We start from the raw sequence: 24785 nt of genomic DNA, 5'->3' as shown, positions 1-24785 counted from the left end.
TCCGATGCCCTGTCAGGACGCAACGGGCCAAGGACGTTTGCGTCCTGCAGTTCGGCTTCGAAGCCCGTGCACACCACTCGCATGATCTCTTCGCAGCGCGTCAGCATGGCGTCGGTCATGGCCTTGCGCCGGTACTTCGTGACGAAAACCAAGTGGACGTGCAGGTTGTGGACGACGTGACGGCCATTGCGTACGTCGGGATTTGGATTCCATCGTGGTGACATAGACCAAAGGGCAAAGTGATGGACATGCAGCTTCGGTACAGCTTCCGCGTGTACCCGAGCGCCGGTCAGTGCATGGCGTTGGCGAGGGCGTTCGGGTGTGCTCAGGTTGTCTTCAACGATGCCCTTCGGGCTCGTGAGACCGCCCGAGCCGCCGGGCTGCCGTTCGTCCCATCCGGGGAGTTGTCCAAGCAGCTCACCGCCTCGAAGAAGACTCCCGAGCGTGCGTGGCTCGCCGAGGTGTCATCGGTCGTGTTGCAGCAGTCCCTGCGGGACCTGGACACCGCCTACAAGAACTTCTTCGACGGCCTCAAGGGAAAGCGCCCCAAGATGGGTGCGCCCCGGTTCAAGTCCCGCAAGGACAAACGGCAGTCGGTCCGGTTCACCGCCAACGCCGGATGGAAGATCACGACTGGCGGAAAGCTCCGGCTCCCCAAGGTCGGCGACCTGGCCGTGAAGTGGTCACGTTCCCTGCCGTCGGTTCCGTCGACGGTGACTGTGGTCAAGCGTAGTGCGGGCCGTTACTTCGCATCGTTCGTGGTCGAGACCGACTCCGAGATGCTTACCGCCACGGACAACGTCGTCGGCATCGACCTGGGCCTGACTCACTTCGCAATCCTCTCGGACGGCACGAAAATCGACAGCCCGCGCTTCCTGCGCCGGGCCGAGAAGAAGCTCAAGAAGGCTCAGCAGGATCTCAGCCGGAAGGCGGAGGGGTCGAAGAACCGGGCGAAGGCCCGGATCAAGGTTGCGCGTACTCACGCACGGACCGCCGATGCGCGGCGCGAGTTCCACCACCAGCTCTCCACGAAGATCATCCGCGAGAATCAAGCGGTTGCAGTGGAAGACCTGGCGGTCAAGGGACTCGTCCGTACCCGCCTCGCGAAGTCCGTGCACGACGCCGGATGGTCGGCGTTCACCACGATGTTGGAGTACAAGGCCGCCTTGTACGGGCGCACCTTCCACCGCATCGGCCGATTCGAGCCCACGTCCCAGGTGTGCTCGGCCTGCGGCGTCAAGGACGGCCCCAAGCCCCTGCACATTCGTACGTGGACGTGCGGGGCCTGCGGGGCGCGGCTTGACCGGGACATCAATGCGGCAGTCAACGTCGCGAAGGCTGCCGGACTGGCAGTATCAGCCTGCGGAGCGCTGGTAAGACCGGGACTCCTCCCGGCACAGCGCGAAGAAACAGGAACCCACCCGAAGGCGAGCCAGCCATCCGGCAGCCAGGCGGGAATCTCCGACCTTTAGGGCGGAGAGGATGTCAACTCGACAGTGTCCGGACGAACCGGCCGACCGTCGAACATGCCACCTGGCTGGCCCGGTTGGGTGGCCGGATCCGTACGGTCGCGTCGCTGCCGACCCGGATGATCCTCATGGACCGGGCGACCGCCATGATCTCGGTCAGCAGCGACGACACCGCCGCCGGCGCCGTCCTGCTGACCGGCCAGGGCACCCTCACCGCCCTGTGCGCGCTGTTCGAGACCACGTGGGAGTCCGCCCAGCCGCTCGGCGAGACGGTCCCCACCGGCCCGAACGGACTCACCGGCCAGCAGACGACCGCCCTGCGGCTCCTGGCCGAGGGCCACACCGACGAGGCCATCGCCAAACGGCTCGGGGTGTCGCACCGCACGGCCCGCCGGATCGCCTCCGAACTGATGGAACGCCTCGACGCCCGCAGCCGCTTCGAGGCCGGCGTACGGGCCGTCCAGCAGGGCTGGCTGCCACCGCGCCCCTGACCCCTCCCCCAGGGGTCCCACGCCACCGGCGGCACAAGGTGAGCGCTAGTTCCGGGACGACGAGGTGCCGGAGGTGCGGGAGTTGGAGTGGCCCGGCTTCGACGGGGCCCAGGTCGGTTTGGCCGTCGCCTCGGCCAAGTCGGGCTCGGCCAGGGTGAGTCCCCAGGAGTCGTCGTCTCCCGTGCGGGCCTCGATCTCCTTGATCTGGCCGCTCTTGGCGAAGTAGAGGACCACGACCTGCCGTACGGAACCCTCGTCGTAGAAGTCCGCCGTCACCTCTCCCCCGGCGGCGGCGCCGAAGGCCTTGACCCAGTTGCGGGCCGTGGCGTCGGCGTCCGTGGCGTCGACGGCGAGCGCGGCCAGTCCGTCGGCGTCGCCGTCGGCGAGCCGCCACACGGCTTTCTGCACCGTCTCGAGGCTTCCGGTGGAGGGGTAGCCGACGACCCGCAGTGGCCGGTGACTGCTGTAGTCCGTCTGGTAGGTCAGGGATTCGTCGTCGTTTGACGTGCAGCCCGTCAGCAGTCCGGCCGTGACGACGGCGGCCAGGGTGATACGGGTGAGTCTTGTCTTGCGTGTCATGGTCAGGACCTCGCCTTCGGGCGGAGCCCGACCCCTTGGCCGGACGGCCTGGTAGTGATCAAGGAATCGTCAAGGTAGTGCCTGGTTGGTGCGCGCACATCACGCAGAAGGCGTTTTGTTCCGTTGTGGTCAGGTTTGGTGCGCGGTGGGTTTTGTCACGGGAAGCGAGGGAACCTCAAGTCCCTTTTGCCGTTCGTCCTGTCGGTCGGTGTGGGTGCGGCGGAACATGACGGCAGGTCATGGACCCCTTGGCGGGGCTGCGTTGTCAGTGGTGGGCGATACGTTCGGCGTCTTGGAACCGCTGGTGCACGACAGGAGTGGACGATGACCGAGAGCACTGTGCTGCCCGCGCTCAGGGTGGTGCTGACGGACGTCAACGAGCGTGTGGTGGAGGCGTGGCGCGCCGCGTTCGCCGACACGCCCGGCATCGAGATCCGCAAGGGCTCGATCCTCGACGAGGACGTCGACGCCTGGGTCACCCCCACCAACTCCCTTGGGCGGATGGACGGCGGGGTCGACGCCGTCATCAAGCGGTATCTGGGGTCCGGCATCCAGGTGCGCGTCCAGCGGGCGATCCGGGACCGGTTCGCCGGGCCCCTGCCGGTGGGCAGCGCGGTCTGCGTCCCGTCCGGCGCGGCCGTTCCCCGGTACCTGATATCGACGCCGACGATGGTGCGGTCCTCGCAGAACGTGAGTGCCACGCTGAACGTGGCGCTGGCGTGCGCGGCCGCTTTCCAGGCCGTTCACCGGCAGAACCGGAAGAAGCCGGGCAGCATCCGGTCCGTGGCGCTGGTCGGGCTGGGGGCGCAGACCGGGCAGGTGCCGGCGCGGGTGTGCGCCAACCTGATGTGGACCGGCTTCACGCTCTTTCACGACCACTGGTTCGAGGACGACGACGAGCTGCGCTCCACGATCGTCTCCCAGCTGCACGGGATCGAGAACGCGCCCGTGGAGCAGCGGGTACGCATCGTGCCGCCGGCGGCCGCCGCACCGGTGCCCGCAACTCCCGCTCCCTCCTCTCCCTCCTCTCCTGCCGCTTCCTCTGGCGCGGGGAGCGAAGGCGCCTCCGGCACGACCGGATCGGGGCCCGGTGTCCCGGCTCCGGGCCAGCCGCCGCAGCCACAGACGCAGCCGGGTGCGAGCGATCCCCTGGCCCTGAGCGAGCTGTTCGACGGCGGCGGGGAGTCCTGGCTCCCGCTGCTGAAGCCGGTCATCGAGGCGCAGCCGGACGCCGCGCGGTTCATCGGGAAGGGCCGCAGCCCCGAGGTGGTCCCGGTCCGCGAGCTGACGTTCCAGGCGCTGAAGCCGAACCCGCCGCACAAGTGGAAGGTGGTGGTCTTCGGCCAGAACCCGTATCCGCGGCCGAAGAGCGCCACCGGCATCGCCATGTTCGACAACACCTTCAGCGACTGGAAGGACAGCCGGTTCGGCCGGGTCGTCAGCATCCGGTGCCTCATCAAGGCGGCGGCGATGTGGAAGTACGGCATCGTCAAGAAGACCCCGATCGCCGATGTGCGGGCGCTGCTGAAGGAGCGGGACACGGTCCAGCCGCCGGAGTGGTTCCAGGCGATGCTGACGCAGGGCGTGCTGCTGCTGAACGCGTCGCTGACCGCGAGCGGGGACGGGGCGATGGGGGCCGACCAGCACACGGCGTTCTGGCGGCCGGTCGCCGAGCGGATCGTCGAGGAGATCCTCAAGACCAAGCAGGACGCGGCCGAGGAGGACCGCGGGGTCGTGTTCGCGTGGTGGGGGGCGCACGCCCGCAGCCTGAAGCGGGTTGTCCTGCGGCTCCAGCAGAAGTACCCGGACGTCGAGGTGCGGCACCTGGACCACGCCAACCCGGCGGCGCAGGGCGACCTCTTCTGCGAGGGCGACCACTTCGCCCAGGTCAACGACGCTCTGGCGTCGGTGGGCGCCGACGGCATCGACTGGCTGCCGAGCAAGGGGTGGAACGAGACGGCGGCCGGCGCGGGCGGTGCGGACGGGGGTGCCGCCGCGCGCATGGGCGCCTTCATCGAGTCGACCATGAACCTGCACCAGCTGTATCTGGAGCGCCTCACCAGCGTCAAGGACGAGGGCCTGGTCCTGCCCGCGATCACCGGGGTCTTCGACACCCCGCTGATGGACTTCCACGAGGCCGTCGCCCCGGTCTCCGCGGCGCTGTCCGGGCTCGCCGGGCACATCCAGCGCTCCCGCGACTTCGGCAAGCGGCGTGCGGACCAGGTGGCCGACGGCGGCCCGTCCGCCGACGCGATCGCCGCGCTCCACCTCTACACCTGCGAGTCGGCCTTCTACCGCGAGATCAACAGCGTTCTGCGCTCCCCCGACCGCACCAGGGTCACGCCCTACCTGCCGTACCTGCGGCTGCTGTTCTCGGCGGTCTCGAAGCTGCCGGCCTACACGCAACCGCTGTGGCGCGGGGTGTCGCTTGACCTCCGGGCGCAGTACCCGGTGGGCCGGACGGTGACCTGGTGGGGTGTCTCCTCCTGCACCTCCGAGCTGAAGGTGGCCCGGGCGTTCCTGGGCGGTAGCGGCAAGCGGACGCTCTTCGAGGTGACGCCGGCCCGGGCGGTCGGGATCAAGCGCTTCTCGGCCTTCACCGGCGAGGAGGAGTACATCCTCACGCCAGGTACCCAGCTCAAGGTGACGGAGGTCAAGAGCGAGGCCCGCGGGCTGTGCACGGTCCGGCTGAGCGAGGTCACGGACACCGCTCCCGTGGTGTCCTGACCCCCCGTCACGAGGGCCGCGGTCGTGGTTGCCGGACTCGCGCCCCGGCAACCACGTGGCAGAGGGCCATGGCGGCACGGACTGCCGGCCGGGCGAGGCTTCGCAGGAGGCCTTGTGGTGCGCCGGCAGGCGTCCTCGCAGCCGCGGTTGAGTCGCGGGTCCGGACCCGTAGACGGCAGGGACTGCTGCTGAGCCTGAATAGGTGCTGTCGGGGCGCTGCCGGCCAACTGGTGATTCCTGCCCGGTTCCGGCCAGCTGACCTTGCCTTTCCGTCCGCGCTCTGCCGGGCCAGGCGTCATAATGAAGGCATGACAGCCCGTGCGCAGTCCGCTGCATCCAGGTCAGACCTGACCGGAGCGTATGCGGAAGATCTTGCGCTCTACCGGGAGAAGTTCCAGCGCCGTCTGCCGGCGGCCCTGGAAGAGCTGCAGGGTCCGAGCCGGGGTGTTGTGAGACTGCCCTTGCACGTGGCGTGGTCTGGAATGACTTCTTATGACCTCGGCAACCCGCGCCAGCGCATGGGCCTCTACCGCACTGTCCTGCACGAAGGACTGCACGAAGACCTTTCGCGCTACCTCAACCAAGACCTTCTGCTGGAACTGTGGCCCACCCTGCGTCGACTGGTCGGCCGCACGGTGCGCACCGTGTGGGAAGACGCCTTTCCTGCCCTCGCCGTCCGCGGTCAGGCAGCCGCGTGACCGACATGCCGGAGCTGCACGCGCGGCTGCTGGAGACGTGATCGCGCTCGGTTCCCCCTATCCCCTGGTTCTCACGGGCGGCTACGCGGTACGAGCGCACCGGCTCGTGAGTCGGCCCAGTCAGGATCTTGATGTTGCCACCGAGAATCCCGCGCCCATGACGGACATCGCGGCCACGCTCCAGCATGGTCTGGAGGAACGGGGCTGGCGGGTCCGGTCGCTGGAGACGGCCCCACTGTCGGCCCGCTCTACCGTGTCCGACCCTGTCACGGGACAGGAGTGCGAGGTGGACATCCTCAAGGAGAATTTCTGGGGGCCGATCGCCCACAGCCCTTACGGGCCCGTCCTCGCAGAAGAAGACGTGGTCGGGACCAAGGTTCGTGCTTTGGCCGACCGCGGAGCGCCTCGGGACCTGATCGACGTATTCGCTGCTTCCCAACGATGGAACACCGCCGAGCTCGAGGAATTCGGCCGTCGCCACGCCCGCGGCCGCTTCGATAGGGAGGACCTCCAGGCGAACCTTTCGGGGGCCGAGTGGACTGACGACGAAGCATTCGCTGCCTACGGCCTCGACGACTCCGACGTCGCAGCTCTCCGGGCATGGGCCGTGGAATGGGCAGACGACCTCGCGTCCCGACTGCTTGAAGAGTCCCATGGCACTGACATCGACTGAGGAGTTGATGTGAGCGATATCCCCTGCCCACATTCGGCTGTATCCATCTGACAGCGGCTACCAGCGGGCACTGCTCCCTGATCCTGCGGGCCGGTTGGCCGCGCTCCGTCCCCGAGCGGCGGAAGCTCAGAGCTGTCCCTTCGACGATTGGGGACCACGCCCGGTCTGGGGTTTTGAGCTCTCGCACGGTAGTTGCGCAGCGGTGTGATCCTGGGCGCGGTTGCGACACGCTCAGAAGCTGTGTCACATCTTCTTTCCGCAGGTCACGGTGTCCTGGACCTGAGTGGTGATCGGGTTTGCCGTTCGGGTGGGCGTCGATGGACGCTGAACCGAACGGCAGACGGAGGGATCGTCAGGCGGCTGGGGTGAGGGGAGTTGGGGCCGCGTCGGTTCGGCGGTTTCGTCGGGTGAGGCGGCGGGCCATGAGGGTGAAGGCCCACTGGACGTGGGCTTTGGCGTGGGACCGGCACCGACGTCCGACCTGTTCACGCTGGTGTCCGCGACGGCGCTCGGCGCTGCGGCGGCCCTGCTCTGCCAGCGGCTGCACCGCAGCCTCGGCGGCTGAGCGGCATTCCTGCCCCGGGGCATCAGGCCGATTGAGGACGCCGCAGCCCTTCGAGGAGGAGGTCGATCAAGCGCCGGGGGTCATAGCGCGGGTCGCTGTCGCGTCCGATGCAGAGGTTGCCGATGCCGCGCATCAGTTCGTAGGGCTGTATGCCGGGTTTGATGGCGCCGGCGTCGGCCGCGGCGTCGAGCAGTTGGGCGCTTACTGGCAGCAGGCGGTCGATGAAGTAGGTGTGCAGCGCGGCGAAGCGGTCGCTGTCGGACTGCAGGGCGTCGGCGAGTCCGTGCTTGGTGACCAGGAAGTCGACGAAGAGGTCGACCCACTGGCGCAGTGCGTCGAACGGGGAGTCGGCACCGGCTAGCAGGCTCGGTCCTGCCTCGGCGCATTCCTCGATCTGGTGGTGGTAGACGGCGGTGACGAGATCCGCCCGGGTCGGGAAGTGACGGTAGATCGTGGCCATCCCGACGCCCGCCCTGGCCGCGATCTGGCGGATCGGCGCGTCGACGCCGGAGGTGACGAACACCTCGGCGGCGGCGGCGAGTACGGCCCGCTGGTTGCGCTGCGCGTCGGCCCGCTTGCTTCGGGTCGACGCCTTCTCGCTGGGGCTCTCGGCGGTCATCACGCTTTCCTTTCAACGCCGCTTGACGAAACGGAGCATCGTTCCGGATACTAATTGGAGCGGCGCTCCGCTTCAGGTTAGCCGAAGCGGGGCCCCTGACTGCCTCGTCAGTCGCCGGTCAACCGAGACGGGCGGCAGGGTGCACAGAAGGGCAACCAGCGCATGATGAGCACATCCACCTCCACCATCGACACTCCTCTCCCGGTCCTGTCCTACGGCCCGGTGGTGCTGCCCGTGCCTGGACGTCCCGTGGACCTCCAGATCCGTGTCTCCGCGCCCGAGACCGGGAGCGGCCTACCCGTCATCCTGCTCTCCCACGGCCAGGGCCCCTCGAACAACCTCTCCTCGCTGAACGGCTATGCGCCGCTCGTCAACTTCTGGGCGGCCTGCGGATTCGTCGTCATCCAGCCCACCCACCTCACCTCCCGGACGTTGAGCCACCTGGTCGCCGATGCTCCCGGTGCCCCCTTCTTCTGGCGCTCGCGCGCCGAGGACATGAGCCACATCCTCGACCGGCTCGACGTGATCGAGAAGGCCGTGCCACTGCTCGCCGGGCGGATCGACCACACCAAGGTCGCCGTCGCCGGACACTCCTTCGGCGGCTTCACCTCCAGTCTCCTGCTCGGCGCCCGGGTCACCGACCCCGACACCGGGGAGGAAGTGAGCCTCAGCGAGCCCCGGATCAAGGCGGGCGTGCTGCTGGCCTCGCCCGGCAGGGGCGACGTCATCAACGGGCCGATCGCCAACGCGCTGCCGGTCCTTGGGACCATCGACTTCTCCACGATGACCACACCCGCACTGGTCATTGCCGGCGACGAGGACGACTCCCGGCACTTCACGGACATGGGGCCGGACTGGCACGCCGACCCCTACACCCTCGGCCCCAGCCCCAAGTCCCTGCTCACCCTGTTCGGCGCAGGGCACGCACTCGGCGGGATCCCCGGATACGACGTCGCCGAGACCACGGACGAGAGCCCCGAGCGAGTCGCCGCCGTTGGCCGGCTCACCGCGGCCTACCTCCGCAGCCGGCTCCACCCCGGTGACAACGCTTGGCAGGCGGCGCGCGAGGCACTGGCGACCAGCCCCGACCCGGTCGGACGGGTCGAAGCCAAGTAGCCGCCCCCGGGCACGTCCTGCACCGGGCGTCCGCGCCGTCGCCGACCGAACCGCCTCTCCGCCCCTCGCCGTCCTGAACGAGTGGCTGATCGCATGGAAGCAGGCGGGCCGCCTCACCCTCGTGCGCTGTGCCGAGGGGGACCTCCGCCCGGCCCATCAGGGCCGACAGGCCAAGCGGACGCCAGCAACCCGGGCTGGAGCATGACGGCCCCCGCCCGGGCCCCAGGGGACCGGCCTGATCGTGAGCACCGAACGGATCGGTACCGCGTTGCGCAGTCGCCGCGCGAACCCGGCGAGATCCTCCACGCCGACAGCCCCGCCAGCCCAGACCCCGGCCCTCCAGTAACCACCACCACAACGCCAAGCCGTGCACATAACCTCAAAGACCTGGGCATCGCCCTGACCTGGGAAAGAGGTTGTGACATAGCTTCTCAGCCCGAAGCGCGGGTGCCTGCTCCGTCTGCCACTTTTCGAGCTGTCGCAGGTTGTCCGGACTGTGTTCGACCCACTGAGTGATGGTCTTGTCGACTGCCTCTCGGGCGATGTCGAGACTGGCCCAGCGCGTGGCCAATCCCCCTGTGGTTCTCGGGTCGAGGGCCTTCGCCTTCATGGCGTCGTCGTCCAGGTCACATAGTCGCCAATGGTGTGTGCCCCTTCGACATCCTCGTCCGCGACGATGTCCTGACAGTTGTGGACGAGAAGGTTCTGCGAGTGGGCGCCTTCAGTGCTGACGTAGAACGTGTGAATACCGTCAACCGTCAGGTCGTAGACCTCACGGGGAGTCAGGCCGGTGTGGTGCGCCCCCTGTTCATCCCGCGAAATATGGCCGGATTTCGACCCTTTCGATGGTGTCCGGGTCAGTGGATGATCCGGTAGAGATGCTCGGGGCGGCCGGCGAGCCCGTAGCGGAGTTCGAGCCGGACGACGCCTTCCCGTACGAGGTAGGAGAGATACCGCTGCGCGGTGGCACGGGAGACGCCGGTGAGTTCGGCGGCCTCGGCCGCCGACAGTGCCTCCGGGGCCGTGCCGCGCAGGGTTTCGTGCACCAGGGCGAGCGTCGGCGCGGAATGGCCCTTGGTCGGGACCCGGGGCACGGCGGGCGGCCGGGTGGCGCTGAAGAGGGCGTCCACGTCGGTCTGACTGGTCTCGGACGCCTGGCCGAGAACGGCCATACGGCACTGGAGCTCCCGGTATGCCGTGAGCCGTTCGGCCAGATCGGTGGAGCGGAAGGGCTTGACCACGTATCCCACCACGCCGAGTTTCATGGCGCTGCGTACCGAGGTGATGTCGCGGTCAGCGGTGATCATGATGGCGTCGGGGCGGGCGCCTCCCGCGTCCCCGCTGAGCTGCCGCAGCACCTCCAGGCCACTGCCGTCCGGCAGGAAGACGTCGAGCAGCAGCAGATCCGGGTTGAGGGTGCGTACCGCTGTCAGGGCCTCCGCCACCGTGGCCACCCGGCCGACCACGTCGTAGCCCTCGACGCGGGAGACGTAGTCGCAGTGGATGTGGCTGACGCGGAAGTCGTCGTCCACGACCAGGGTCCGGATCATCGTGGCTCCTTGGTGGATACCCCCACCTTTAAGGTGGGGGAGGAAACGAAGCTCCTGCGGAGCAGGGCAACGAGCGAGGTTTCGCCCCCTGGGTGAAAGATCGTGCTCTGACCCATGGGTGTGATCTTCATCTGTGAACGGGCTAGCTTGTGAGGTATGGCCACGGCTCATGTGAAGCGGGCTTTCAAGTACCGCTTCTATCCGACCGATGCGCAGGCAGCCGAGCTGTCGCGCACGTTCGGGTGTGTGCGGAAGGTCTACAACTTGGCTCTCGCGGCACGCACGGAGGTGTGGACGCGGCAGGAGCGGGTGAACTACAACCAGACGTCGGCGATGCTGACCGTCTGGAAGAAGACCGAGGAGCTCGCGTACCTCAACGAGGTCTCCTGCGTCCCTCTGCAACAGGCCCTCCGCCACCTCCAGGTGGCGTTCACCAACTTCTTCGGCAAGCGCTCGAAGTACCCTCGCTTCAAGTCGCGGAAGAAGTCGCGGAAGTCGGCGGAGTACACCACCAGCGCGTTCCGGTTCCGGGACGGGAAACTGACCCTGGCGAAGATGGCGGAGCCACTCGACATCGTGTGGTCCCGTGTCCTGCCCGAGGGTGCGGGGCCGTCCACGGTGACCGTGTCGCAGGACCCGGCCGGGCGCTGGTACGTGTCCATGCTGGTCCAGGACCCGACGGTTCAGTCGCTCCCGGTCACCGATAGGGCCGTCGGCGTAGACGTCGGACTCAACCACCTCCTGACGCTCTCGACCGGCGAGAAGATCTCCAACCCCCGGCACGAGCGCCGCGACCGTGCCCGTCTCGCCAAGGCCCAGCGGCAGATTGCCCGCAAGGCCAAGGGTGACGGCGCCAACCGCCGCAAGGCCCGCCAGAAGGCCGCCAAGGTCTACGCCAGGATTGCCGACCGGCGCCGGGACAACCTGCACAAGCTGACCACTCGGCTCGTTCGTGAAAACCAAACGATCGTGATCGAGGACCTCACCGTTCGGAACATGGTGAAGAACGGCAAACTGGCCCGCGCCATCTCTGACGCTGCATGGGCCGACTTCCGGAGCATGCTGGAGTACAAGGCCCACTGGTACGGGCGCGAAGTGATCGCGGTCGACCGCTGGTTCCCCTCGTCCAAGCTGTGCTCCAGCTGCGGCACCTTGCAGGACAAGATGCCGCTGAGCGTCCGCACCTGGACGTGCGACTGCGGGACGACCCACGACCGGGACGTGAACGCAGCGAAGAACCTTTTGGCCGCCGGGCTGGCGGTGTCTGTCTGTGGAGCTGGTGTAAGACCTCAACGGAGTTCTCCGGGCGGGCAGTCGGCGACGAAGCAGGAAACCCCACGGCGCGAGCCGTAGGAATCCCCTCCCTTCAGGGAGGGGAGGATGTCAACCTCGGTCATCTCCTGCCGGCCGGCCCGGCCCGGCCGGCGAGGCTGTCGCGAGCTGTGTCCCCCGTGGGGCGGAAGGGGTGGGCGGCAGCGGCAGTACGACGGTGAAGACCGCCCCCGGGCCCTCGCTCACCGTGACCGTCCCGCCGTCGCGTTGCACCAGCCGGTGGACGAGGGCCAGCCCCAGGCCGCGCCGCGCGGTGCCCCGTTCGGGCCGTGTCGACCAGCCGTCCTCGAAGATCGACTCGGCGCAGCCCGGCGGGATGCCGGGGCCGCTGTCCTCGACCCGCACCATCACCTGGTCGAAGGCCTCGATCAGGGAGAGCCGCACCTCGCGGCCGCCCTCGGGGGCCGGTCCGCCGACGGCGGCGTCGATCGCGTTGTCCAGCAGGTTGCCGACGACGGTCAGCAGCCGTCGCAGGTCCGGCGGATCGTCGCCGAGCGCGGAATCCTCGCTCAGCTCGATACGGACCCCGCGTTCCGCGGCGACCGTCGCCTTGGCCACGACGAGGCCGACGAGCTGCGGGTTGCCGATCCGCTCGCGTACGGACTCGGTCAGGGCCTGGTCGGCGCCGGCCGACTCCACGGCGTACTCGTAGGCGGCGTCGTGGTCGCCGATGTCCAGCAGGCCGGCCACCGTGTGCATGCGGTTGGTGAACTCGTGCTGCTGGGCGCGCAGGGCGTCGGTCAGTCCGCGTACGGAGTCCAGTTCGCGCAGCAGCCCGACGAGTTCGGTGCGGTCGCGTACGGTGACCACCGCGCCCAGTTCACGGCCGTGCAGGGCCACCGGCATCCGGTTCACCACCAGGCAGTGGTCGTCGGTCAGCACGCTGAGGTCGGGGTCGGTGAGGGTGCCGTCGAGAGCGCGGCGCAGTCTCCCGTCGGGCAGGACGTCCTCCAGCCTGCTGCCGAGCGCGGTGCCGAGGCCGAGCAGATGACGGGCCTCGTCGTTGACCACGCTGATCCTGCCGTCGGGGTCGAAGGCGACCACGCCCTCGCGGATGCCGTGGAGCATCGCCTCGCGGTCCTGGAGCAGTCCGGCGATCTCCTCGAGCTCCAGTCCGAAGGTGGACCGCTTGAGCCGCCTGGCCAGCACGAACGCGGCCGTGGAGCCGATCGCGGTGGCGATCGCGGCGTACAGGCCGAAGGTGGGCATCTCGCGCCACAGCTCGCCGAGCACGTCGTGTTCGGGGATGCCCGCCGACACCTCGCCGACCAGCTTGCCCGAGGGTCCGTACAACGGAGCCTTGCCGTTGGCGGACCGTCCGGTGGCGCCCTGGTCGGAGCCGACGTGTGTCCGGCCGTCGAGCACGACGATGGGATCGCCCACCGGTTCGCCGATCAGCCCTCCATGAGGATGCGAGTGGCGGATGCCGTTCAGGTCGATCACGACCACGTACGACGCCCCCGACGCCCTGCGGATCCGTTCGGCGACGGTCTGCACGATGTCGCCGCCACCGCCGTACTCCACGGCCTGCCGTATCCGCGGCTCGGCGGCCGCGGTCTTCGCGATGGCCAGGGCCCGCTGCTCGTAGGAGCGGTCGATCCCGGCCCGCTGGGCGAACGCGAACAGGACGAAGCCGATGGCTCCGGTGAGGGCCAGAATGACGAGTTGGCTGGCCAGAATCCGCGCGGAGAGCCGGCCCCTGGCGCCGCGGCCGATCCGGAGGGGCATCACGGGTGCTTTCGCCCTTGTCGTGCAGCCGGGCCCGGCCCCTTCGCCGTACCCGTGGTGGCGTGATTGTGCCCCAGTGAAATCGCTCTGCCCACCCCGGGCCCCTTGAGCAGAATGAGCAGAACCCCTGGTAACACGGCTAACGCGGGATACATCTGAAACAGCGACGTAACACCGGGCCGCCTCTAGCGTCTGCCTTCCTCGACCTCCGAGGTCAGGAAGGAGACGGCATCAGATGCCTTCACGAAACGACGCCGCGACGAGCCCGGTCGCCGACAGGGACGACCGGGACGACGCGCGAGTCGAGATCTCAGGGCTCACCAAACGATTTCTGACTCCCGCCGGTGAGGTGTTCACGGCGCTGCGGGACGTCTCGTTCACGGTGGAGCCGGGCCAGTTCTGCGCGGTGGTGGGCCCGACCGGCTGCGGCAAGTCGACGACCCTGAGCATGGTCTCCGGGCTCGACCGGCCCAGCGAGGGATCGGTCAAGGTCGGCCGGCACGAAGTGGACGGCGTCACCGACGGGGTCAGCTTCATGTTCCAGACCGACGCGCTGCTGCCCTGGAAGACCGTTCTCGGCAACGTGCTCATGGGCCCGGTCTTCCGCAAAGTCCCCAAGCAGGAGGCTCATGCCTCCGCACGCGACTGGTTGCGCCGGGTCGGCCTGGCCGGGTTCGAGGACCGCTACCCGCACCAGCTCTCCGGCGGCATGCGCAAGCGGGTGGCGATGGCCGCGGCGCTGATCAACGAACCCAAGATCCTGATCATGGACGAGCCGTTCGGCGCCCTGGACGTGCAGACCAAGGCGATCATGTCGACCGAGCTGCTCGGCCTGTGGGAGCAGATCCGTCCGACGGTCATCTTCATCACCCACGACCTCGACGAGGCGGTGGCGCTGGCCGACCGGGTGGTCGTCATGACGTCCGGCCCCGGGTCGGTCAAGGCGGTCTTCGACATCGACCTGCCGCGCCCGCGCGGTTCGGTCCAGGAGATCCGCTTCCAGCCCCGCTTCATCGAACTTCAGCACCAGATCTGGGAAACACTGCGCGAGGAGGTGGAGCGCGCCTACGCCCGCACCACCGGAGGTGAGGCATGAGCACCGCATCCACCGTCGTCCCCGTTCCGGTCGAGGACAGCGCACAGGTCTCGGCCACCGTCCTCGCCCGGCGCGCCCGCCGGCAGCGCATCGCACGGGTGTGGGCGGCCCGCGTCGGTCTGGCGGCCTTCGTCGTCGGCGGCTGGCAGGCGTTCACCACGTGGGGGATCGTCGACCCGTTCTTCTTCGGACAGCCGTCCGGCATCGCCAAGCGGCTGGTCGAACTCCTCCAGCACGGCACCGAGTTCGGGTCCTTCTACGCGAACATCTGGACCACGATCCAGGAGGCGCTCGCCGGTTTCGCCCTCGGGGCCGCCACCGGAGTGGTCGTCGGTGTCGCGCTGGGCCAGAGCCGCTTCCTCTCCGAGGTGTTCGGCCCCTACATCAAGATGGTGAACGCGATCCCGCGTATCGTCCTGGGCTCGATCTTCATCGTCGCGTTCGGCATCGGCATGCTCCCCAAGATCCTGCTCGCCGCGGTCCTGGTGTTCTTCATCGTCTTCTTCAACGCCTTCCAGGGCGTCCGGGAGGTCGACCGCAACATCCTCGCCAACGCCAAGGTGCTCGGCGCCTCGCAGGCGCAGATCATCCGGCACGTCGTCGTCCCGTCCGCGCTCACCTGGATCATCGCCAGTCTGCACAGCGCCTTCGGCTTCGCCATCGTGGGCGCGCTGGTCGGTGAGGTGCTCGGCGCGCAGAGCGGTCTCGGCCTGGTCATCAAGACCGCGCAGAACAACTTCGACCCCAACGGCGTGTTCGCCGCGATGCTCGTCATCTCGGTCATCGTGCTCGGCGCCGAGTGGCTGATCGGCAAGGTCGAGCGCCGGCTGCTCTCCTGGCGCCCGCCCTCCCCGTCCGAGGCGAACACCCTCTGACGCCGCGCCCTCCCCTCTCGTCCCGCCTCCCCTCTCGTCCCGCCTTCGCACTGTTCCCTTCGCGCTGCTCCGCTCGGCGCTGTTCCGCTCCGCGCTGTTCCCTTCCCGCTGTTCCGCTTCCCGCTGTTCCACCCCCGAAAGGAAATGTGGCCCTCCATGTCCAGACGACCCGTTGCCCTCGCCGTGTCGGTCCTCACCGTTCTCACCCTCGGCGCCAGCGCCTGTTCCAGCAGTTCCGGGAGCTCCACCGGCTCCGGCGGCTCGGGCGGCACCCCGACGGTCAAGCTCATGGTCGGCGGCATCGACAAGCAGATCTACCTGCCGTACCAGCTCGCCCAGAACCTCGGCTTCTACAAGAAGTACGGCGTCGACGTCCAGTTGAGCACCGAGCAGGACGGCGGTGTCGGCGCCGAGGACGCCATGATCTCGGGCCAGGTGGACATGGCCGGTGCCTGGTACAACCACACGATCGACCTCCAGGCGAAGGGCAAGGCGATCGAGGACGTCGTCCAGCTGTCCGGCGCACCGGGCGAGCGGGAGATGTGCACCGCGAAGAGCGGCGTCCGTTCGGCCGCCGACTTCAAGGGCAAGACACTCGGCGTCACCGACCTGGGTTCGGGCACCGACACCCTCACCCAGTTCCTGGCCGCGCAGAAGAACGTCAAGCTCAAGGACTTCAACCGGATCGCGGTCGGCGCGGGTTCCACCGCCGTCGCCGCGCTACAGAACGGCAAGACCGCCTGTGTCATGACGACGCAGCCGTCGGTCGCCGCGATGCAGAAGAAGGGCGTGGCCTCCTCGGCGATCGACCTGGCCACCACGCAGGGCGCCAAGGCCGCGCTGGGCGGCACCTGGCCGGCCGCGAGTGTCATCGCCCGTACCGACTGGGTGAACGCGCACAAGGCGGCCGTGCAGAAGGTCGTCGACGCGCTCGTCGCCACCATGCACTGGATCAGCACCCACAGCGCGGCCGACATCGCGAACAAGCTGCCCTCGTCGTTCGTGTCGAACCAGCTGGTGACCAAGGCCGACTACATCAAGGCGCTGTCCGAGGACAAGGGTCAGTTCCTCCCGGACGGCATCATGCCGGCGGGCGGCCCCAAGACCGTTCTGGCGACGGAGGAACTGGTCGGCCACGCGACCTCCTCGGTCGACCTCGGCAAGACGTTCACCAACGAGTTCGCCATCAAGGCCAACAAGGCCCTGGGCTTCACGACGACCACGGTCCCGGCCGGGTCGGACGGCTGAGCCCGGACTCTGCGCGAGGCCGCCCGGGTGACGGACACCTGGGCGGCCTCGGAGCGGTCCCCGCCCTTGCGGCCGGCCTCTGGAGCGTTCCGGTTCCGATCGCTCCGTCCGGGTTCGCCGGGATGCCGGTTCAGCGACCGTCGCGGGTTGCGGGAGGACCGAAGAAATCCCCTCCGTGCGTTGCCCCCCGTACCACGGCCCCATTGTGAGGCGGCCTCCGCCGGAGGCCGTCGACTATCAGGATCAGGCGGACTTGTGGCGGGCGCCGCCCTCGATGTGGATCGTCTCGCCGGAGACGAAGCCCGCACGCAGGAGCCACATCACCGTGTCGACGACGTCCTCGGCCTCGCCGTGGCGTCCTACGAGGGTCCCGGCCGCGCTCTTGCTCAGCAAGCCGGTCTTGCCGTCCCCGAGGCGATCCCACGCGCCCGAGTCCACGACGCCGGGCGAGACGGCGTTGACCCGCACCGGCGCCAGATCCGCCGCCAGATGACGTGCGGCGTACTCGACCGCACCGTTCGTGACCCCCTTGACGAGTGATCCCGGCCCGGGGCGCCAGCCGACCACACCGGAGAACAGCACCATCGACCCGGTCGGCCGCAGTACCGGCGCGAAGTGCTTGGCGACCAGCATCGGCCCGACCACCTTCGCCGTGAACGCCGCCAGCAGCCTGTCGCGGTCCAGATCGGTCGCACGGACATCGTGCGGCGCCGAACCGGTCGTCACGATGTGGTCGACTCCGTCCTTCAGCCGCTCCGCCGCAGCCGCAAGCGTCGACTCGTCCTGCAAATCGACCCGTACCGCGGTGGCGCCGATCTCACGCGCCAGCACGTCGGCCGCCGCCAGATCGCGGGCACCGACGACAACGTCGTACCCGTCCTTCACCGCACGCCTCGCGACGGCCGCGCCGAGCGCCCGTGCACCGCCGATGACCAGGATCCGCTCCATGCGTCTCACTCCCTCTCGTAGGATCGGGCACCACGGTATGGATTTAATACCGGTATCTTCAACGGAACTGGGAGCAGCGATGGGCAAGGCGTACAACGTGATGGCGGCGACCTGCCCGAGCCGCACGGTGCTGCACCGGATCGGCGCCCGCTGGACCGTGTTCGTCGTCAACGCCCTCGACGAAGAACCCCGCCGCTTCACCGAGCTGAAGCGGCACATCCAGGGCATCACCCCGAAGGTGCTGACCGAGACCCTGCGCACGCTGGAGGCCGACGGTCTGATCAGCCGCCACGAGTACGACGAGAGCCCGCCCCGCGTCGAATACGCCCTGACGCCCCTGGGCCGCTCTCTGCTGATCCCGCTCCGCGCGGTACGGCTCTGGGCCGAAGAACACGTCCCGGACATCGAGGCAGCCCGGGCACGTCAGGCGGTTCTCTGAGGTGTGGCTCCTCCGCAGGCCGGAACCAGATCCATCGCTCATCCATCGCTCAGGGCTACGGATGACGAAGGAGCAGGTCGCAACTCTGAACTTGCGCCGGTGAGGTGACCGAGTCAGGAGTGCCCGTGCTCGCGGCCGAGTTCGCAGTGACCGCGAAAGCCGAAGAAGCGCAGGCCGTCGATCACTGTTCCGGACAGGATTTCCGGCAGGGTCCATGGGCGGGCGGTGTAGCCGTCCGTTGCCACGCCTCCGTGCTCCAGCAGCAGAGCGACCACCTGGTGAACCTCCGCGGTGCCGTCGATCCGCCCGGAGATGTCGATCTGCACCGCCCAAGTGGGGTGATATCCGATGGCCGCTTCGAGGATCGCGACATCCTCAGGGTCCCAGTCGGAGAAGAGATAGCCGGTCTGCTCATCGTCGATATCTATGTAGAGGTTGCCGTCCAGGCTCCACGAATGGCGCTGCTTGGACAGATGCCGATCGAGCACGGCGACGGTCTCGGCTCGCTCACCCGGGGGAAACACGAAGACAGTTCGCATGGGCTGGAGCGTAGGCAGTTCAGCTTTACGGCGACCACGGATTTCAGGGAGGGTCCCGGCTCGTCTCGATCTGCACCGTGCCGGCCCCCGACCGCTCGGCCTCCGCCACATCGTCCACCAGCCGTTGCAGCCGCTGCTGTTCGTACCGCCGGGCATCGCGAGCGGGTGCGTACGTGGCCGGCCCCTCCCTGGCCATGAGAGCCGCGATCCGCTCCCACTGAAGACGCCGCGACTCTGCGATGAGCAGCTCGCTCAGGTTGTGAGGCTCGCGAGGGGCCAGCCGCGCGCTCCCGGCCCGCTCCCAACACGCGTGTCCTGCCTCACTGTTGAGGCCGCTGGGCAACGCTTCCGGCGTCGGGATCTTCTCCTTGAGATGAAGATCCTCAAGAGGCGGCCCCACTTACTGATACTCCTGACCGTGGTGGCGGCCGTGATGGTGATCGCCGCCATGGTCGTCCAGGCGAACAGGATGGAGACGCTCTCCCCGCGTGAGGAGCGTGACCGTGCCGCGTCGGGAGCAGTCGTACCGTCGGGGCAGGTGGACTGCCGGAAGGCCAAGTGCATCGCGCTCACCTTCGACGGCAATCCGGGCGAACCCACCGACCGGCTGATGGACCTTCTGAAGGAGTACAAGGCGTCGTCGACGTTCTTCCTCGAGGGTCGGCGCATCCATGAATTCCCGGACGTGGTGCGGCGGATCGCCAGGGAGGGCCACGAGATCGGGGACCACACCTGGACGCATGCGGTGCTGACCGATGTCTCTGACGCGCAGATCCGCGACGAGCTGCGCCGCACGGCACGGGCCATCTCCCAGATCACCGGCACCGAGCCGACGCTGATGCGCCCGCCCCAGGGCCGCACCGACGACCGCGTCTCCAAGGTCTCGAAAGAGCTGGGGATGGCGCAGGTGCTGTGGACGGTGACCGCGAAGGACTACGAGACCGACGACGCCGCGCTGATCACCAGGCGCGTGCTCGCGGGCGCCGGCCGCGACGGGATCATCCTGCTCCACCCGTTGCACAAGGGCACCGTGCCGGCCATGCCTTCCATCCTGAAGTCGCTTAGCAAGCAGGGCTACGCCTTCGTGACGGTCTCCCAGCTGCTCGCTCCGTCGAAGGCCGAGCCCGGCAAGATCTACAGGTGACCGACCGACGTAGCCTCTCCCCCGGAACGGACTGCATACCTCCCGAGTCAGGATTTCAAGCGTGTTCCGGCTTTCCGGCGAAGATCAGTCCATCTCTTCCGTAAGGGCTCTCGGCAACGAGAAAACCATTGACGGTACCGAGGAGTTCAGCCTCCGTCTGATGCGTCAGGGATGCCACCTGCTTGCCGCTCGCGGCGTCCAGGCCCACGAGGCTGAGCGTGCCCTGCTTCTCTCTGCCGGTGAGCAGATAGACGGTCTTGCCGTCGCTGAAGGCGCGCCGGCCGTCCTCGATCACCAGGCCGGCCGCCTCCCAGCGCTTGTGTCCGCTCTGGTCGTAGGCGGCTACACCGGTCTTGGAGGAGACGACGACGATGTTGTCGTCGTGTGCCCGTACCGCACCGTGAATCACAGAGACTCGCTTGCCGGTGGCGCCGTCGAGGAACATCACGATTCCCACGCCGCCGCGTCCGCGGCGGGAGACCACGACGTGATCGCGCATGTTGTACAGAGTGGTGCCGTATGCCTTGCCCAAGGCCACCGCCCACAAGGCCTTGCCCTTGGAGGGATTGACCCGCATGAGGATCCCGGTGTCCGCGTACGAGTCCAACTGCTTGTAGACGAGGGCGTAGTTTCCCCCGAAGTCGCCGGCGTCGAAGTCGTCGGCGGTGAGCACATCGTCGGTCTGCTTCCACCGTGTCCTGCCCGACTCCAGGTCCAGAGCGGTCGTCCGGCTTTGATCCGAGACGAGGACGATTCCCGTCCTTGGGCGGAAACTCAGGCTGTCATCGCCCCGGCTGGGCCACTCGGAGATTCTGGTGGCCCAGACGGGTATTCCGGTTCGCCCGTCGAGGCGTGCCACGAAGTCGCCCACGGTGCTCTGGTCGTTCCCCTCGGGTGACTGGTTTCCCCAGCTGACGATGAAGTCGCCGCCGACGGGCCATGCCTGCTCGGCATAGCCGGACTTCACTGGTGACTTCCATCGCTGGGCACCGGTGGCCGGGTCGTAGGCGACCAGGGACGATCGTTCGTCCGGCAGCGTCAGCACGACACCGGCACCGACCGCGATCGGCTTGCTGCTGAGCTCACGCGGCTGGGACGCGAGGGTCCGTGGACCGAACGGCCCGGGTCTGGCTGCCGAGGCGGTCGGAGCGGACGCGACATGTTCGGGGCCGGAGCCGGTGCCGCAAGCGGCAAGGGCGAAGAGGCCGACGGCTGCCAGCAGGACGGCGTTGGCCGGGCGAGGGCCGGGAGAAGAGGGCATGGCAGTTCCAGAGGTGCGAAGGTCTGACCACCCAGAGGTGCGAAGGTCTGACCGCGGGGTGGCGGGCTGGTCCTGGTCGGCGTCGTGTGCGGGGGTGCACTGGCGAGAGGTGTGCGCTCGTTGTGTGATCGCCGAGGGGCCGATCGCCGGATGCTTACTCGAGTAATCAGCCGGACGACGCGATCTTCCTATCAGTTCCTGAAGCGGCCTGTCACCCCTCGCTGACCAGGCGATATCACCCTGTGAGGAGGCCCGGACCGGTGTCCGGTTCCGACGCGGGGCCCGGGGATCGCGAAATCTTGCCGCCGGATCACGTCGAAAGCCCGGCTTGCTCCTGCACCCTGCGATGCGGACGGCCTGTGCCTGCGGAAGGAGCGCCAGTGAGCCCGCCGCGGCGGTGCTGTGATGATGGTCGGGTGAAAGACGAGCCGACCGAACCGAGACCCGTCATCCTTGGCATTGACGACCTCCGGCCGCTGCCCTGGGCCACGCGGATCGCGCGCACCAGCGCCGAGGGGATCAAGCTCCTGCAAGAGCACCGCAACAGGTTCATCGACGAACTCTGGCTCGACCACGACCTCGGCGGCGACGACGACAGCATCCTGCCCGTGGTGACCCTCATGGAAGAAGCCGCTTTCGACGGCCGGCCCTTCCGCATCGGAACGGTCTTCGTACACAGCGCCAACCCCATCGGCGCCGAGACCGTCGTCCGATCGCTCACACGCTGGAACTACCAAGTCCGGCGGACGGCGGCTTAGGTATCCGATCCGGGGTCCGGCCCCGTCCCAGACACCAGGGCCTCTCCTGACGGACCGTCCATCGCGCCCCGGTACCCCGGAAGAGCGTTCTGACAAACTGCCCGCTCATGAGTGAAGATCGCCCCGCGGGCATCCCTTCCGGTCTGGTCGTCGAACTGTCACGCGCGAAGGTCAAGCCCGGCGCCGAGGCCGAGGCCGACAAGTGGATGCGCATGCTCAACGACCGGCTCGACGAATGCGTAGCCACGCTGGACCGCGAACGGATGGCGATCGAGATCGTGTTCCGGCTGCGCGAAGGCGGCGAGGACCATCTGTTCTGGGTCACCGTGAGGGGTGAAGACGGGGCAGGACCGGACGATGGTCTTCCCATCGATCGCGATCACATCGAGCACGCCAAGCGGACGAAGGAACCGGGCTGGGTGGAGGCTGAGCCACAGGTGCTCATGCTTCCGGAACCAGTACGAGAGGCAGTGCTGAGCTGGGCGCTGCGGGGCCGGTAGCTGCTCACTCAGGAGTACCCGGCCGTTTGTCTGTCGGCATCGGTGCGGATTCCCTCTGCCCGCTGGTCGATCACTTCGCCTGGGCGAGCCAGACCGCGTCGGGGCCGGCCGGGAAGCGCAGTTGACCGGTTGTGTCGTGTACGGCGCGCCACACCGTCTCGGCGACGTCGCTCTCCTTGGTGAACAGATCTTGGCTCGTGAAGGCGTCCATGGTCTTCTTCGCCCAGGGTGCGTAGGGGGCCGGGACCAGGTCGTCCGTCGAGGCGCCGTTCGTCGCGTTGGCCGCGAAGTTGGTCGTCAGGCAGGCACCCGGCTCGACCGTCTTCGCCTGGACGCCGAAGGGCGCGAGTTCGAGCGAGAGGGATGCGGTGAACCCCTCGATGGCCATCTTGCTCGCCTTGTAGACGGCCGAGAGGGGCATGTGGCCGAGCACCACGCTGGAGGTCACGTTGACCACCACGCCGGAGCCCCGTTCGCGGAACTGGGGCAGTACCGCCTGCGTCGTGGCCATCACGCCGAACGTGTTGGTCTCGAAGACCTCCCGCACCCGGCTCATGGGGGTGCCCTCGAACACGCCGATCGACGGGACGCCCGCGTTGTTGACCAGGACGTCGATGGGTCCCGCCGCCTCGAACGCGGCGGTGATGGTCTCGGGCTTGGTGACGTCGAGCTCGACGATGCGCAGCCGGTCCGACTCGGGAAGGACTCCCGCACGCGGCGTACGCATCGTGGCGATGACGTTCCACCCCTGCGCGTGGAAGTGGAGGGCGGTCTCCCGTCCGTATCCGGATGAGGCGCCGGTGATCAGAACTGTCTTCGTGTCTGTCTTCGTGTCCGTCTTCATGCTGCGGTCCTCGCGATGTGGTGGGATCCGCGACGAGCAGGCATTTTCCTACTCTGCGGAGGAACTACTCATCCAATTGAATCGCTCTGACCTGCATGAATAGTAGAACTATTCTCTCCTTGACTTGCACGATCCTCTTCCGCGCTCCCGTCTCCTTCAGGGCAGGACGCTCACGGGGGTGCGGACGGTGTTCCGCAGGCGGGCCGCGTCCCGGCTCGGGGGTTCACCGAACTGGCGGCGGTACTCGCGGCTGAACTGCGACGGGTTGTCGTAGCCGACGCGGTGTCCGACCCCTGTGACGTCCCCGGGGTGGGTGGCGAGCAGCAGCCGGGCCTCCTGGAGGCGGATCTGTTTCTGGAACTGGATGGGGCTCATCGCGGTCACCGCCTGGAAGCTGCGGTAGAAGGCGGAGACGCTCATGCCCGACATCCGTGCCACGTCCTCGACCCGGAAGGGCTGCGCGTAGTGCTCGCGGATCCAGCGCACGGCCCGGGAGATGTGGCTGAGTCCGCTGTCGGCCAGGCCGAGTTGGCGCACTGTCGCACCCTGTTCGCCGGTGATCAGGCGCCACAGGATCTCGCGCCTGGCCAGCGGGGCCAGTACGGCCCGGTCGCGGGGCTCGTCGAGCAGGCGCAGGAGCCGCACCACCGCGTCGAGCAGGGCGGGCGGGGCGTCGCTGACGGCGATCCCCGACGGTGCGCCCGCGCCGGTGCGGGGGAGGTCGCCCGGGCCGGCCTGCAACAGCAGTTCGGCGACGGCGGACGGTTCCAGGGTGAGGCCGAAGCCGAGGGCGGGCTGCTCGGGGTCGGCCCGGGTGAACTGTCCGGTGACGGGCAGGTCGACGGATGCGACCAGGTACTGCCCGGGGCCGTACGCGTAGACCCTCTCGCCCAGCGCGAGCCGTTTGGCGCCCTGGGCGATGACGGCGAGCACCGTGCCGGACATGGAGGGGGCCGGCGGGTCCGGCCGGTCGACCTTCGAGATCAGGACGCCGTCGATGGCGGTGGTCCAGTCGGGCCGGGCGTGCCGGTCCAGCAGGGTTCGGAACTCTTCCAGGGACATGCGTCCATTGCAGCACCCCTTCCTCACCTCGCTCCTGAAATGGCGAGGATCGTGCAAGTGCCCGCGAGCATCGTTCTAACGTTTTGGCAGGTCAGAGGCATTCAATGGGATCAGTCCGCTCCATTGATGCGAAGGAGAAAAGTGATGCTTGCTCATTACGGTTTCAGCGCCACTCTGACCGCCAAGCCCGGGATGGGCGGCCGGCTGGTCGATCTGCTGCTGACCGGTCTGGACGAGGGCAGCCCGGGCGCGAGCGAACACTGCGTCGTCTACCTCGTCTCCCGTTCCGCGTCCGACCCCGACGTCGTCCATGTCACCGAGGGCTGGACCAGCGAGGAGGAGCACCACCGGGTCTTCGCCGGCGAGGCCGCCCAGGCCATCGTGGCGCGGATCTCCGGGCTGCTGGCCAAGGAGTCGGAGTACACCGACTACGTCCCGGTCCTCGGCAAGGCCGCCTTCTGAACCCCCGGACCGACCGATCCGCCGTCCCGCCACCAAAGCCACCTAGCCTCCCAGCCACCTGC

23 protein-coding genes and 3 pseudogenes are annotated in these 24785 nt (G+C 68.2%); 15 read left to right on the top strand and 11 right to left on the bottom strand.

Annotated features, from left to right (window positions below; genetic code table 11):
• Positions 1 to 44: 44 nt before the first annotated feature.
• Positions 45 to 224: pseudogene (locus WJM95_RS34100) on the bottom strand (transposase); the annotation flags it as partial.
• A 24-nt stretch (positions 225 to 248) separates the two neighbouring features.
• Here WJM95_RS34100 and WJM95_RS34095 point away from each other — a divergent pair.
• A complete protein-coding gene (locus WJM95_RS34095) occupies positions 249 to 1472 on the top strand; it encodes an RNA-guided endonuclease TnpB family protein (protein ID WP_339136020.1) in 1224 nt (407 codons plus the stop codon).
• Between the two features lie 17 nt (positions 1473 to 1489).
• Positions 1490 to 1960, top strand: a pseudogene (locus WJM95_RS34090) (helix-turn-helix transcriptional regulator); the annotation flags it as partial.
• Between the two features lie 45 nt (positions 1961 to 2005).
• Here the strand turns inward: WJM95_RS34090 and WJM95_RS34085 are convergent.
• Positions 2006 to 2539, bottom strand: a complete 534-nt coding sequence (locus tag WJM95_RS34085) for a hypothetical protein (RefSeq protein WP_339134845.1) — start codon at positions 2537 to 2539, stop codon at positions 2006 to 2008.
• Between the two features lie 324 nt (positions 2540 to 2863).
• Here WJM95_RS34085 and WJM95_RS34080 point away from each other — a divergent pair, with 324 nt between their 5' ends.
• The 3 genes and pseudogenes from WJM95_RS34080 (at position 2864) to WJM95_RS34070 (ending at position 6637) form a co-directional block, all read left to right on the top strand.
• A complete protein-coding gene (locus tag WJM95_RS34080) occupies positions 2864 to 5266 on the top strand; it encodes an ADP-ribosyltransferase domain-containing protein (RefSeq protein ID WP_339134843.1) in 2403 nt (800 codons plus the stop codon).
• 308 nt (positions 5267 to 5574) lie between these two features.
• The gene (locus WJM95_RS34075) at positions 5575 to 5964 is read left to right on the top strand and encodes a hypothetical protein (protein WP_339134841.1); all 390 of its coding nucleotides are present in this window, start codon (positions 5575 to 5577) and stop codon (positions 5962 to 5964) included.
• 5 nt (positions 5965 to 5969) lie between these two features.
• A pseudogene (locus tag WJM95_RS34070) lies at positions 5970 to 6637 on the top strand (nucleotidyl transferase AbiEii/AbiGii toxin family protein).
• 587 nt (positions 6638 to 7224) lie between these two features.
• On the opposite strand, the gene WJM95_RS34065 reads toward WJM95_RS34070, so the two are convergent.
• The gene (locus WJM95_RS34065; RefSeq protein WP_339134839.1) at positions 7225 to 7821 is read right to left on the bottom strand and encodes a TetR/AcrR family transcriptional regulator; all 597 of its coding nucleotides are present in this window, start codon (positions 7819 to 7821) and stop codon (positions 7225 to 7227) included.
• A gap of 165 nt (positions 7822 to 7986) precedes the next feature.
• Here WJM95_RS34065 and WJM95_RS34060 point away from each other — a divergent pair, with 165 nt between their 5' ends.
• A complete protein-coding gene (locus tag WJM95_RS34060; RefSeq protein ID WP_339136018.1) occupies positions 7987 to 8937 on the top strand; it encodes a chlorophyllase in 951 nt (316 codons plus the stop codon).
• An 857-nt stretch (positions 8938 to 9794) separates the two neighbouring features.
• Here the strand turns inward: WJM95_RS34060 and WJM95_RS34055 are convergent.
• Positions 9795 to 10487 carry a response regulator gene (locus WJM95_RS34055; protein WP_339134837.1) on the bottom strand — a complete coding sequence of 231 codons (693 nt, stop codon included), beginning with the start codon at positions 10485 to 10487 and terminating at the stop codon, positions 9795 to 9797.
• A 156-nt stretch (positions 10488 to 10643) separates the two neighbouring features.
• Here WJM95_RS34055 and WJM95_RS34050 point away from each other — a divergent pair, with 156 nt between their 5' ends.
• Positions 10644 to 11840 carry an RNA-guided endonuclease TnpB family protein gene (locus WJM95_RS34050; RefSeq protein WP_339134835.1) on the top strand — a complete coding sequence of 399 codons (1197 nt, stop codon included), beginning with the start codon at positions 10644 to 10646 and terminating at the stop codon, positions 11838 to 11840.
• Positions 11841 to 11870: 30 nt separating this feature from the next.
• Here the strand turns inward: WJM95_RS34050 and WJM95_RS34045 are convergent, their stop codons facing one another.
• Entirely contained in the window at positions 11871 to 13547 is a 1677-nt protein-coding gene (locus WJM95_RS34045; protein WP_339134833.1) for a sensor histidine kinase, read from the bottom strand.
• A gap of 235 nt (positions 13548 to 13782) precedes the next feature.
• Between WJM95_RS34045 and WJM95_RS34040 the strand changes: the two genes are divergently transcribed.
• The 3 genes from WJM95_RS34040 (at position 13783) to WJM95_RS34030 (ending at position 16766) form a co-directional block, all read left to right on the top strand.
• Entirely contained in the window at positions 13783 to 14643 is an 861-nt protein-coding gene (locus WJM95_RS34040; RefSeq protein WP_339134831.1) for an ABC transporter ATP-binding protein, read from the top strand.
• A complete protein-coding gene (locus tag WJM95_RS34035; RefSeq protein WP_339134829.1) occupies positions 14640 to 15518 on the top strand; it encodes an ABC transporter permease in 879 nt (292 codons plus the stop codon). The genes WJM95_RS34040 and WJM95_RS34035 overlap by 4 nt, the downstream gene beginning before the upstream one ends.
• A gap of 156 nt (positions 15519 to 15674) precedes the next feature.
• Positions 15675 to 16766, top strand: a complete 1092-nt coding sequence (locus WJM95_RS34030; protein WP_339134827.1) for an ABC transporter substrate-binding protein — start codon at positions 15675 to 15677, stop codon at positions 16764 to 16766.
• A gap of 243 nt (positions 16767 to 17009) precedes the next feature.
• Here WJM95_RS34030 and WJM95_RS34025 read toward each other — a convergent pair whose 3' ends face one another.
• Positions 17010 to 17714 (bottom strand): SDR family oxidoreductase, encoded by a 705-nt coding sequence (locus tag WJM95_RS34025; protein ID WP_339134825.1) that lies wholly within the window; start codon positions 17712 to 17714, stop codon positions 17010 to 17012.
• 79 nt (positions 17715 to 17793) lie between these two features.
• Here WJM95_RS34025 and WJM95_RS34020 point away from each other — a divergent pair, with 79 nt between their 5' ends.
• Positions 17794 to 18153: a helix-turn-helix domain-containing protein gene (locus WJM95_RS34020; RefSeq protein ID WP_339134823.1), complete on the top strand. Its 360-nt coding sequence runs from the start codon at positions 17794 to 17796 to the stop codon at positions 18151 to 18153.
• 113 nt (positions 18154 to 18266) lie between these two features.
• Here the strand turns inward: WJM95_RS34020 and WJM95_RS34015 are convergent, their stop codons facing one another.
• A complete protein-coding gene (locus WJM95_RS34015) occupies positions 18267 to 18692 on the bottom strand; it encodes a hypothetical protein (RefSeq protein ID WP_339134821.1) in 426 nt (141 codons plus the stop codon).
• A gap of 43 nt (positions 18693 to 18735) precedes the next feature.
• A complete protein-coding gene (locus WJM95_RS34010; RefSeq protein ID WP_339134819.1) occupies positions 18736 to 18888 on the bottom strand; it encodes a hypothetical protein in 153 nt (50 codons plus the stop codon).
• Between the two features lie 177 nt (positions 18889 to 19065).
• Between WJM95_RS34010 and WJM95_RS34005 the strand changes: the two genes are divergently transcribed.
• Positions 19066 to 19836, top strand: a complete 771-nt coding sequence (locus WJM95_RS34005) for a polysaccharide deacetylase family protein (RefSeq protein WP_339134817.1) — start codon at positions 19066 to 19068, stop codon at positions 19834 to 19836.
• Positions 19837 to 19891: 55 nt separating this feature from the next.
• On the opposite strand, the gene WJM95_RS34000 is transcribed toward WJM95_RS34005, so the two are convergent.
• Positions 19892 to 21097 carry a PQQ-binding-like beta-propeller repeat protein gene (locus WJM95_RS34000; protein ID WP_339134815.1) on the bottom strand — a complete coding sequence of 402 codons (1206 nt, stop codon included), beginning with the start codon at positions 21095 to 21097 and terminating at the stop codon, positions 19892 to 19894.
• Positions 21098 to 21513: 416 nt separating this feature from the next.
• On the opposite strand from WJM95_RS34000, the gene WJM95_RS33995 reads away from it, so the two are divergent.
• Both WJM95_RS33995 and WJM95_RS33990 read left to right on the top strand, forming a co-directional pair.
• A complete protein-coding gene (locus WJM95_RS33995) occupies positions 21514 to 21855 on the top strand; it encodes a cyclic-phosphate processing receiver domain-containing protein (protein WP_339134813.1) in 342 nt (113 codons plus the stop codon).
• Between the two features lie 107 nt (positions 21856 to 21962).
• Positions 21963 to 22355 (top strand): DUF6176 family protein, encoded by a 393-nt coding sequence (locus WJM95_RS33990; RefSeq protein ID WP_339134811.1) that lies wholly within the window; start codon positions 21963 to 21965, stop codon positions 22353 to 22355.
• Positions 22356 to 22425: 70 nt separating this feature from the next.
• Here WJM95_RS33990 and WJM95_RS33985 read toward each other — a convergent pair whose 3' ends face one another.
• Both WJM95_RS33985 and WJM95_RS33980 read right to left on the bottom strand, forming a co-directional pair.
• Positions 22426 to 23199 (bottom strand): SDR family oxidoreductase, encoded by a 774-nt coding sequence (locus tag WJM95_RS33985; protein ID WP_339134809.1) that lies wholly within the window; start codon positions 23197 to 23199, stop codon positions 22426 to 22428.
• 156 nt (positions 23200 to 23355) lie between these two features.
• Complete coding sequence (locus WJM95_RS33980; RefSeq protein ID WP_339134807.1) at positions 23356 to 24261, bottom strand: AraC family transcriptional regulator; 906 nt, start codon at positions 24259 to 24261, stop codon at positions 23356 to 23358.
• Between the two features lie 144 nt (positions 24262 to 24405).
• Here WJM95_RS33980 and WJM95_RS33975 point away from each other — a divergent pair, with 144 nt between their 5' ends.
• Positions 24406 to 24723 carry an antibiotic biosynthesis monooxygenase gene (locus WJM95_RS33975; protein WP_339134805.1) on the top strand — a complete coding sequence of 106 codons (318 nt, stop codon included), beginning with the start codon at positions 24406 to 24408 and terminating at the stop codon, positions 24721 to 24723.
• Positions 24724 to 24785 lie beyond the last annotated feature (62 nt).

The sequence above is a fragment of the Streptomyces sp. f51 genome, from assembly GCF_037940415.1.
Lineage (GTDB): Bacteria > Actinomycetota > Actinomycetes > Streptomycetales > Streptomycetaceae > Streptomyces.
This window is presented reverse-complemented; position numbering and strand designations above follow the sequence as displayed.

Bases quoted from the DNA above. Each gene is read 5' to 3' on its own strand.
- WJM95_RS34015 (WP_339134821.1), bottom strand. From the start codon at position 18,692: ATGCGAACTGTCTTCGTGTTTCCCCCGGGTGAGCGAGCCGAGACCGTC.
- WJM95_RS34095 (WP_339136020.1), top strand. From the start codon at position 249: ATGCAGCTTCGGTACAGCTTCCGCGTGTACCCGAGCGCCGGTCAGTGC.
- WJM95_RS34040 (WP_339134831.1), top strand. From the start codon at position 13,783: ATGCCTTCACGAAACGACGCCGCGACGAGCCCGGTCGCCGACAGGGAC.
- WJM95_RS34000 (WP_339134815.1), bottom strand. From the start codon at position 21,097: ATGCCCTCTTCTCCCGGCCCTCGCCCGGCCAACGCCGTCCTGCTGGCA.
- WJM95_RS34060 (WP_339136018.1), top strand. From the start codon at position 7,987: ATGAGCACATCCACCTCCACCATCGACACTCCTCTCCCGGTCCTGTCC.
- WJM95_RS34020 (WP_339134823.1), top strand. From the start codon at position 17,794: ATGGGCAAGGCGTACAACGTGATGGCGGCGACCTGCCCGAGCCGCACG.
- WJM95_RS34080 (WP_339134843.1), top strand. From the start codon at position 2,864: ATGACCGAGAGCACTGTGCTGCCCGCGCTCAGGGTGGTGCTGACGGAC.
- WJM95_RS34065 (WP_339134839.1), bottom strand. From the start codon at position 7,821: ATGACCGCCGAGAGCCCCAGCGAGAAGGCGTCGACCCGAAGCAAGCGG.
- WJM95_RS34005 (WP_339134817.1), top strand. From the start codon at position 19,066: ATGAAGATCCTCAAGAGGCGGCCCCACTTACTGATACTCCTGACCGTG.
- WJM95_RS34030 (WP_339134827.1), top strand. From the start codon at position 15,675: ATGTCCAGACGACCCGTTGCCCTCGCCGTGTCGGTCCTCACCGTTCTC.
- WJM95_RS33975 (WP_339134805.1), top strand. From the start codon at position 24,406: ATGCTTGCTCATTACGGTTTCAGCGCCACTCTGACCGCCAAGCCCGGG.
- WJM95_RS34055 (WP_339134837.1), bottom strand. From the start codon at position 10,487: ATGATCCGGACCCTGGTCGTGGACGACGACTTCCGCGTCAGCCACATC.
- WJM95_RS34050 (WP_339134835.1), top strand. From the start codon at position 10,644: ATGGCCACGGCTCATGTGAAGCGGGCTTTCAAGTACCGCTTCTATCCG.
- WJM95_RS34045 (WP_339134833.1), bottom strand. From the start codon at position 13,547: ATGCCCCTCCGGATCGGCCGCGGCGCCAGGGGCCGGCTCTCCGCGCGG.
- WJM95_RS34075 (WP_339134841.1), top strand. From the start codon at position 5,575: ATGACAGCCCGTGCGCAGTCCGCTGCATCCAGGTCAGACCTGACCGGA.
- WJM95_RS34085 (WP_339134845.1), bottom strand. From the start codon at position 2,539: ATGACACGCAAGACAAGACTCACCCGTATCACCCTGGCCGCCGTCGTC.
- WJM95_RS34010 (WP_339134819.1), bottom strand. From the start codon at position 18,888: ATGGCCAGGGAGGGGCCGGCCACGTACGCACCCGCTCGCGATGCCCGG.
- WJM95_RS33985 (WP_339134809.1), bottom strand. From the start codon at position 23,199: ATGAAGACGGACACGAAGACAGACACGAAGACAGTTCTGATCACCGGC.
- WJM95_RS33980 (WP_339134807.1), bottom strand. From the start codon at position 24,261: ATGTCCCTGGAAGAGTTCCGAACCCTGCTGGACCGGCACGCCCGGCCC.
- WJM95_RS34025 (WP_339134825.1), bottom strand. From the start codon at position 17,714: ATGGAGCGGATCCTGGTCATCGGCGGTGCACGGGCGCTCGGCGCGGCC.
- WJM95_RS33990 (WP_339134811.1), top strand. From the start codon at position 21,963: ATGAGTGAAGATCGCCCCGCGGGCATCCCTTCCGGTCTGGTCGTCGAA.
- WJM95_RS34035 (WP_339134829.1), top strand. From the start codon at position 14,640: ATGAGCACCGCATCCACCGTCGTCCCCGTTCCGGTCGAGGACAGCGCA.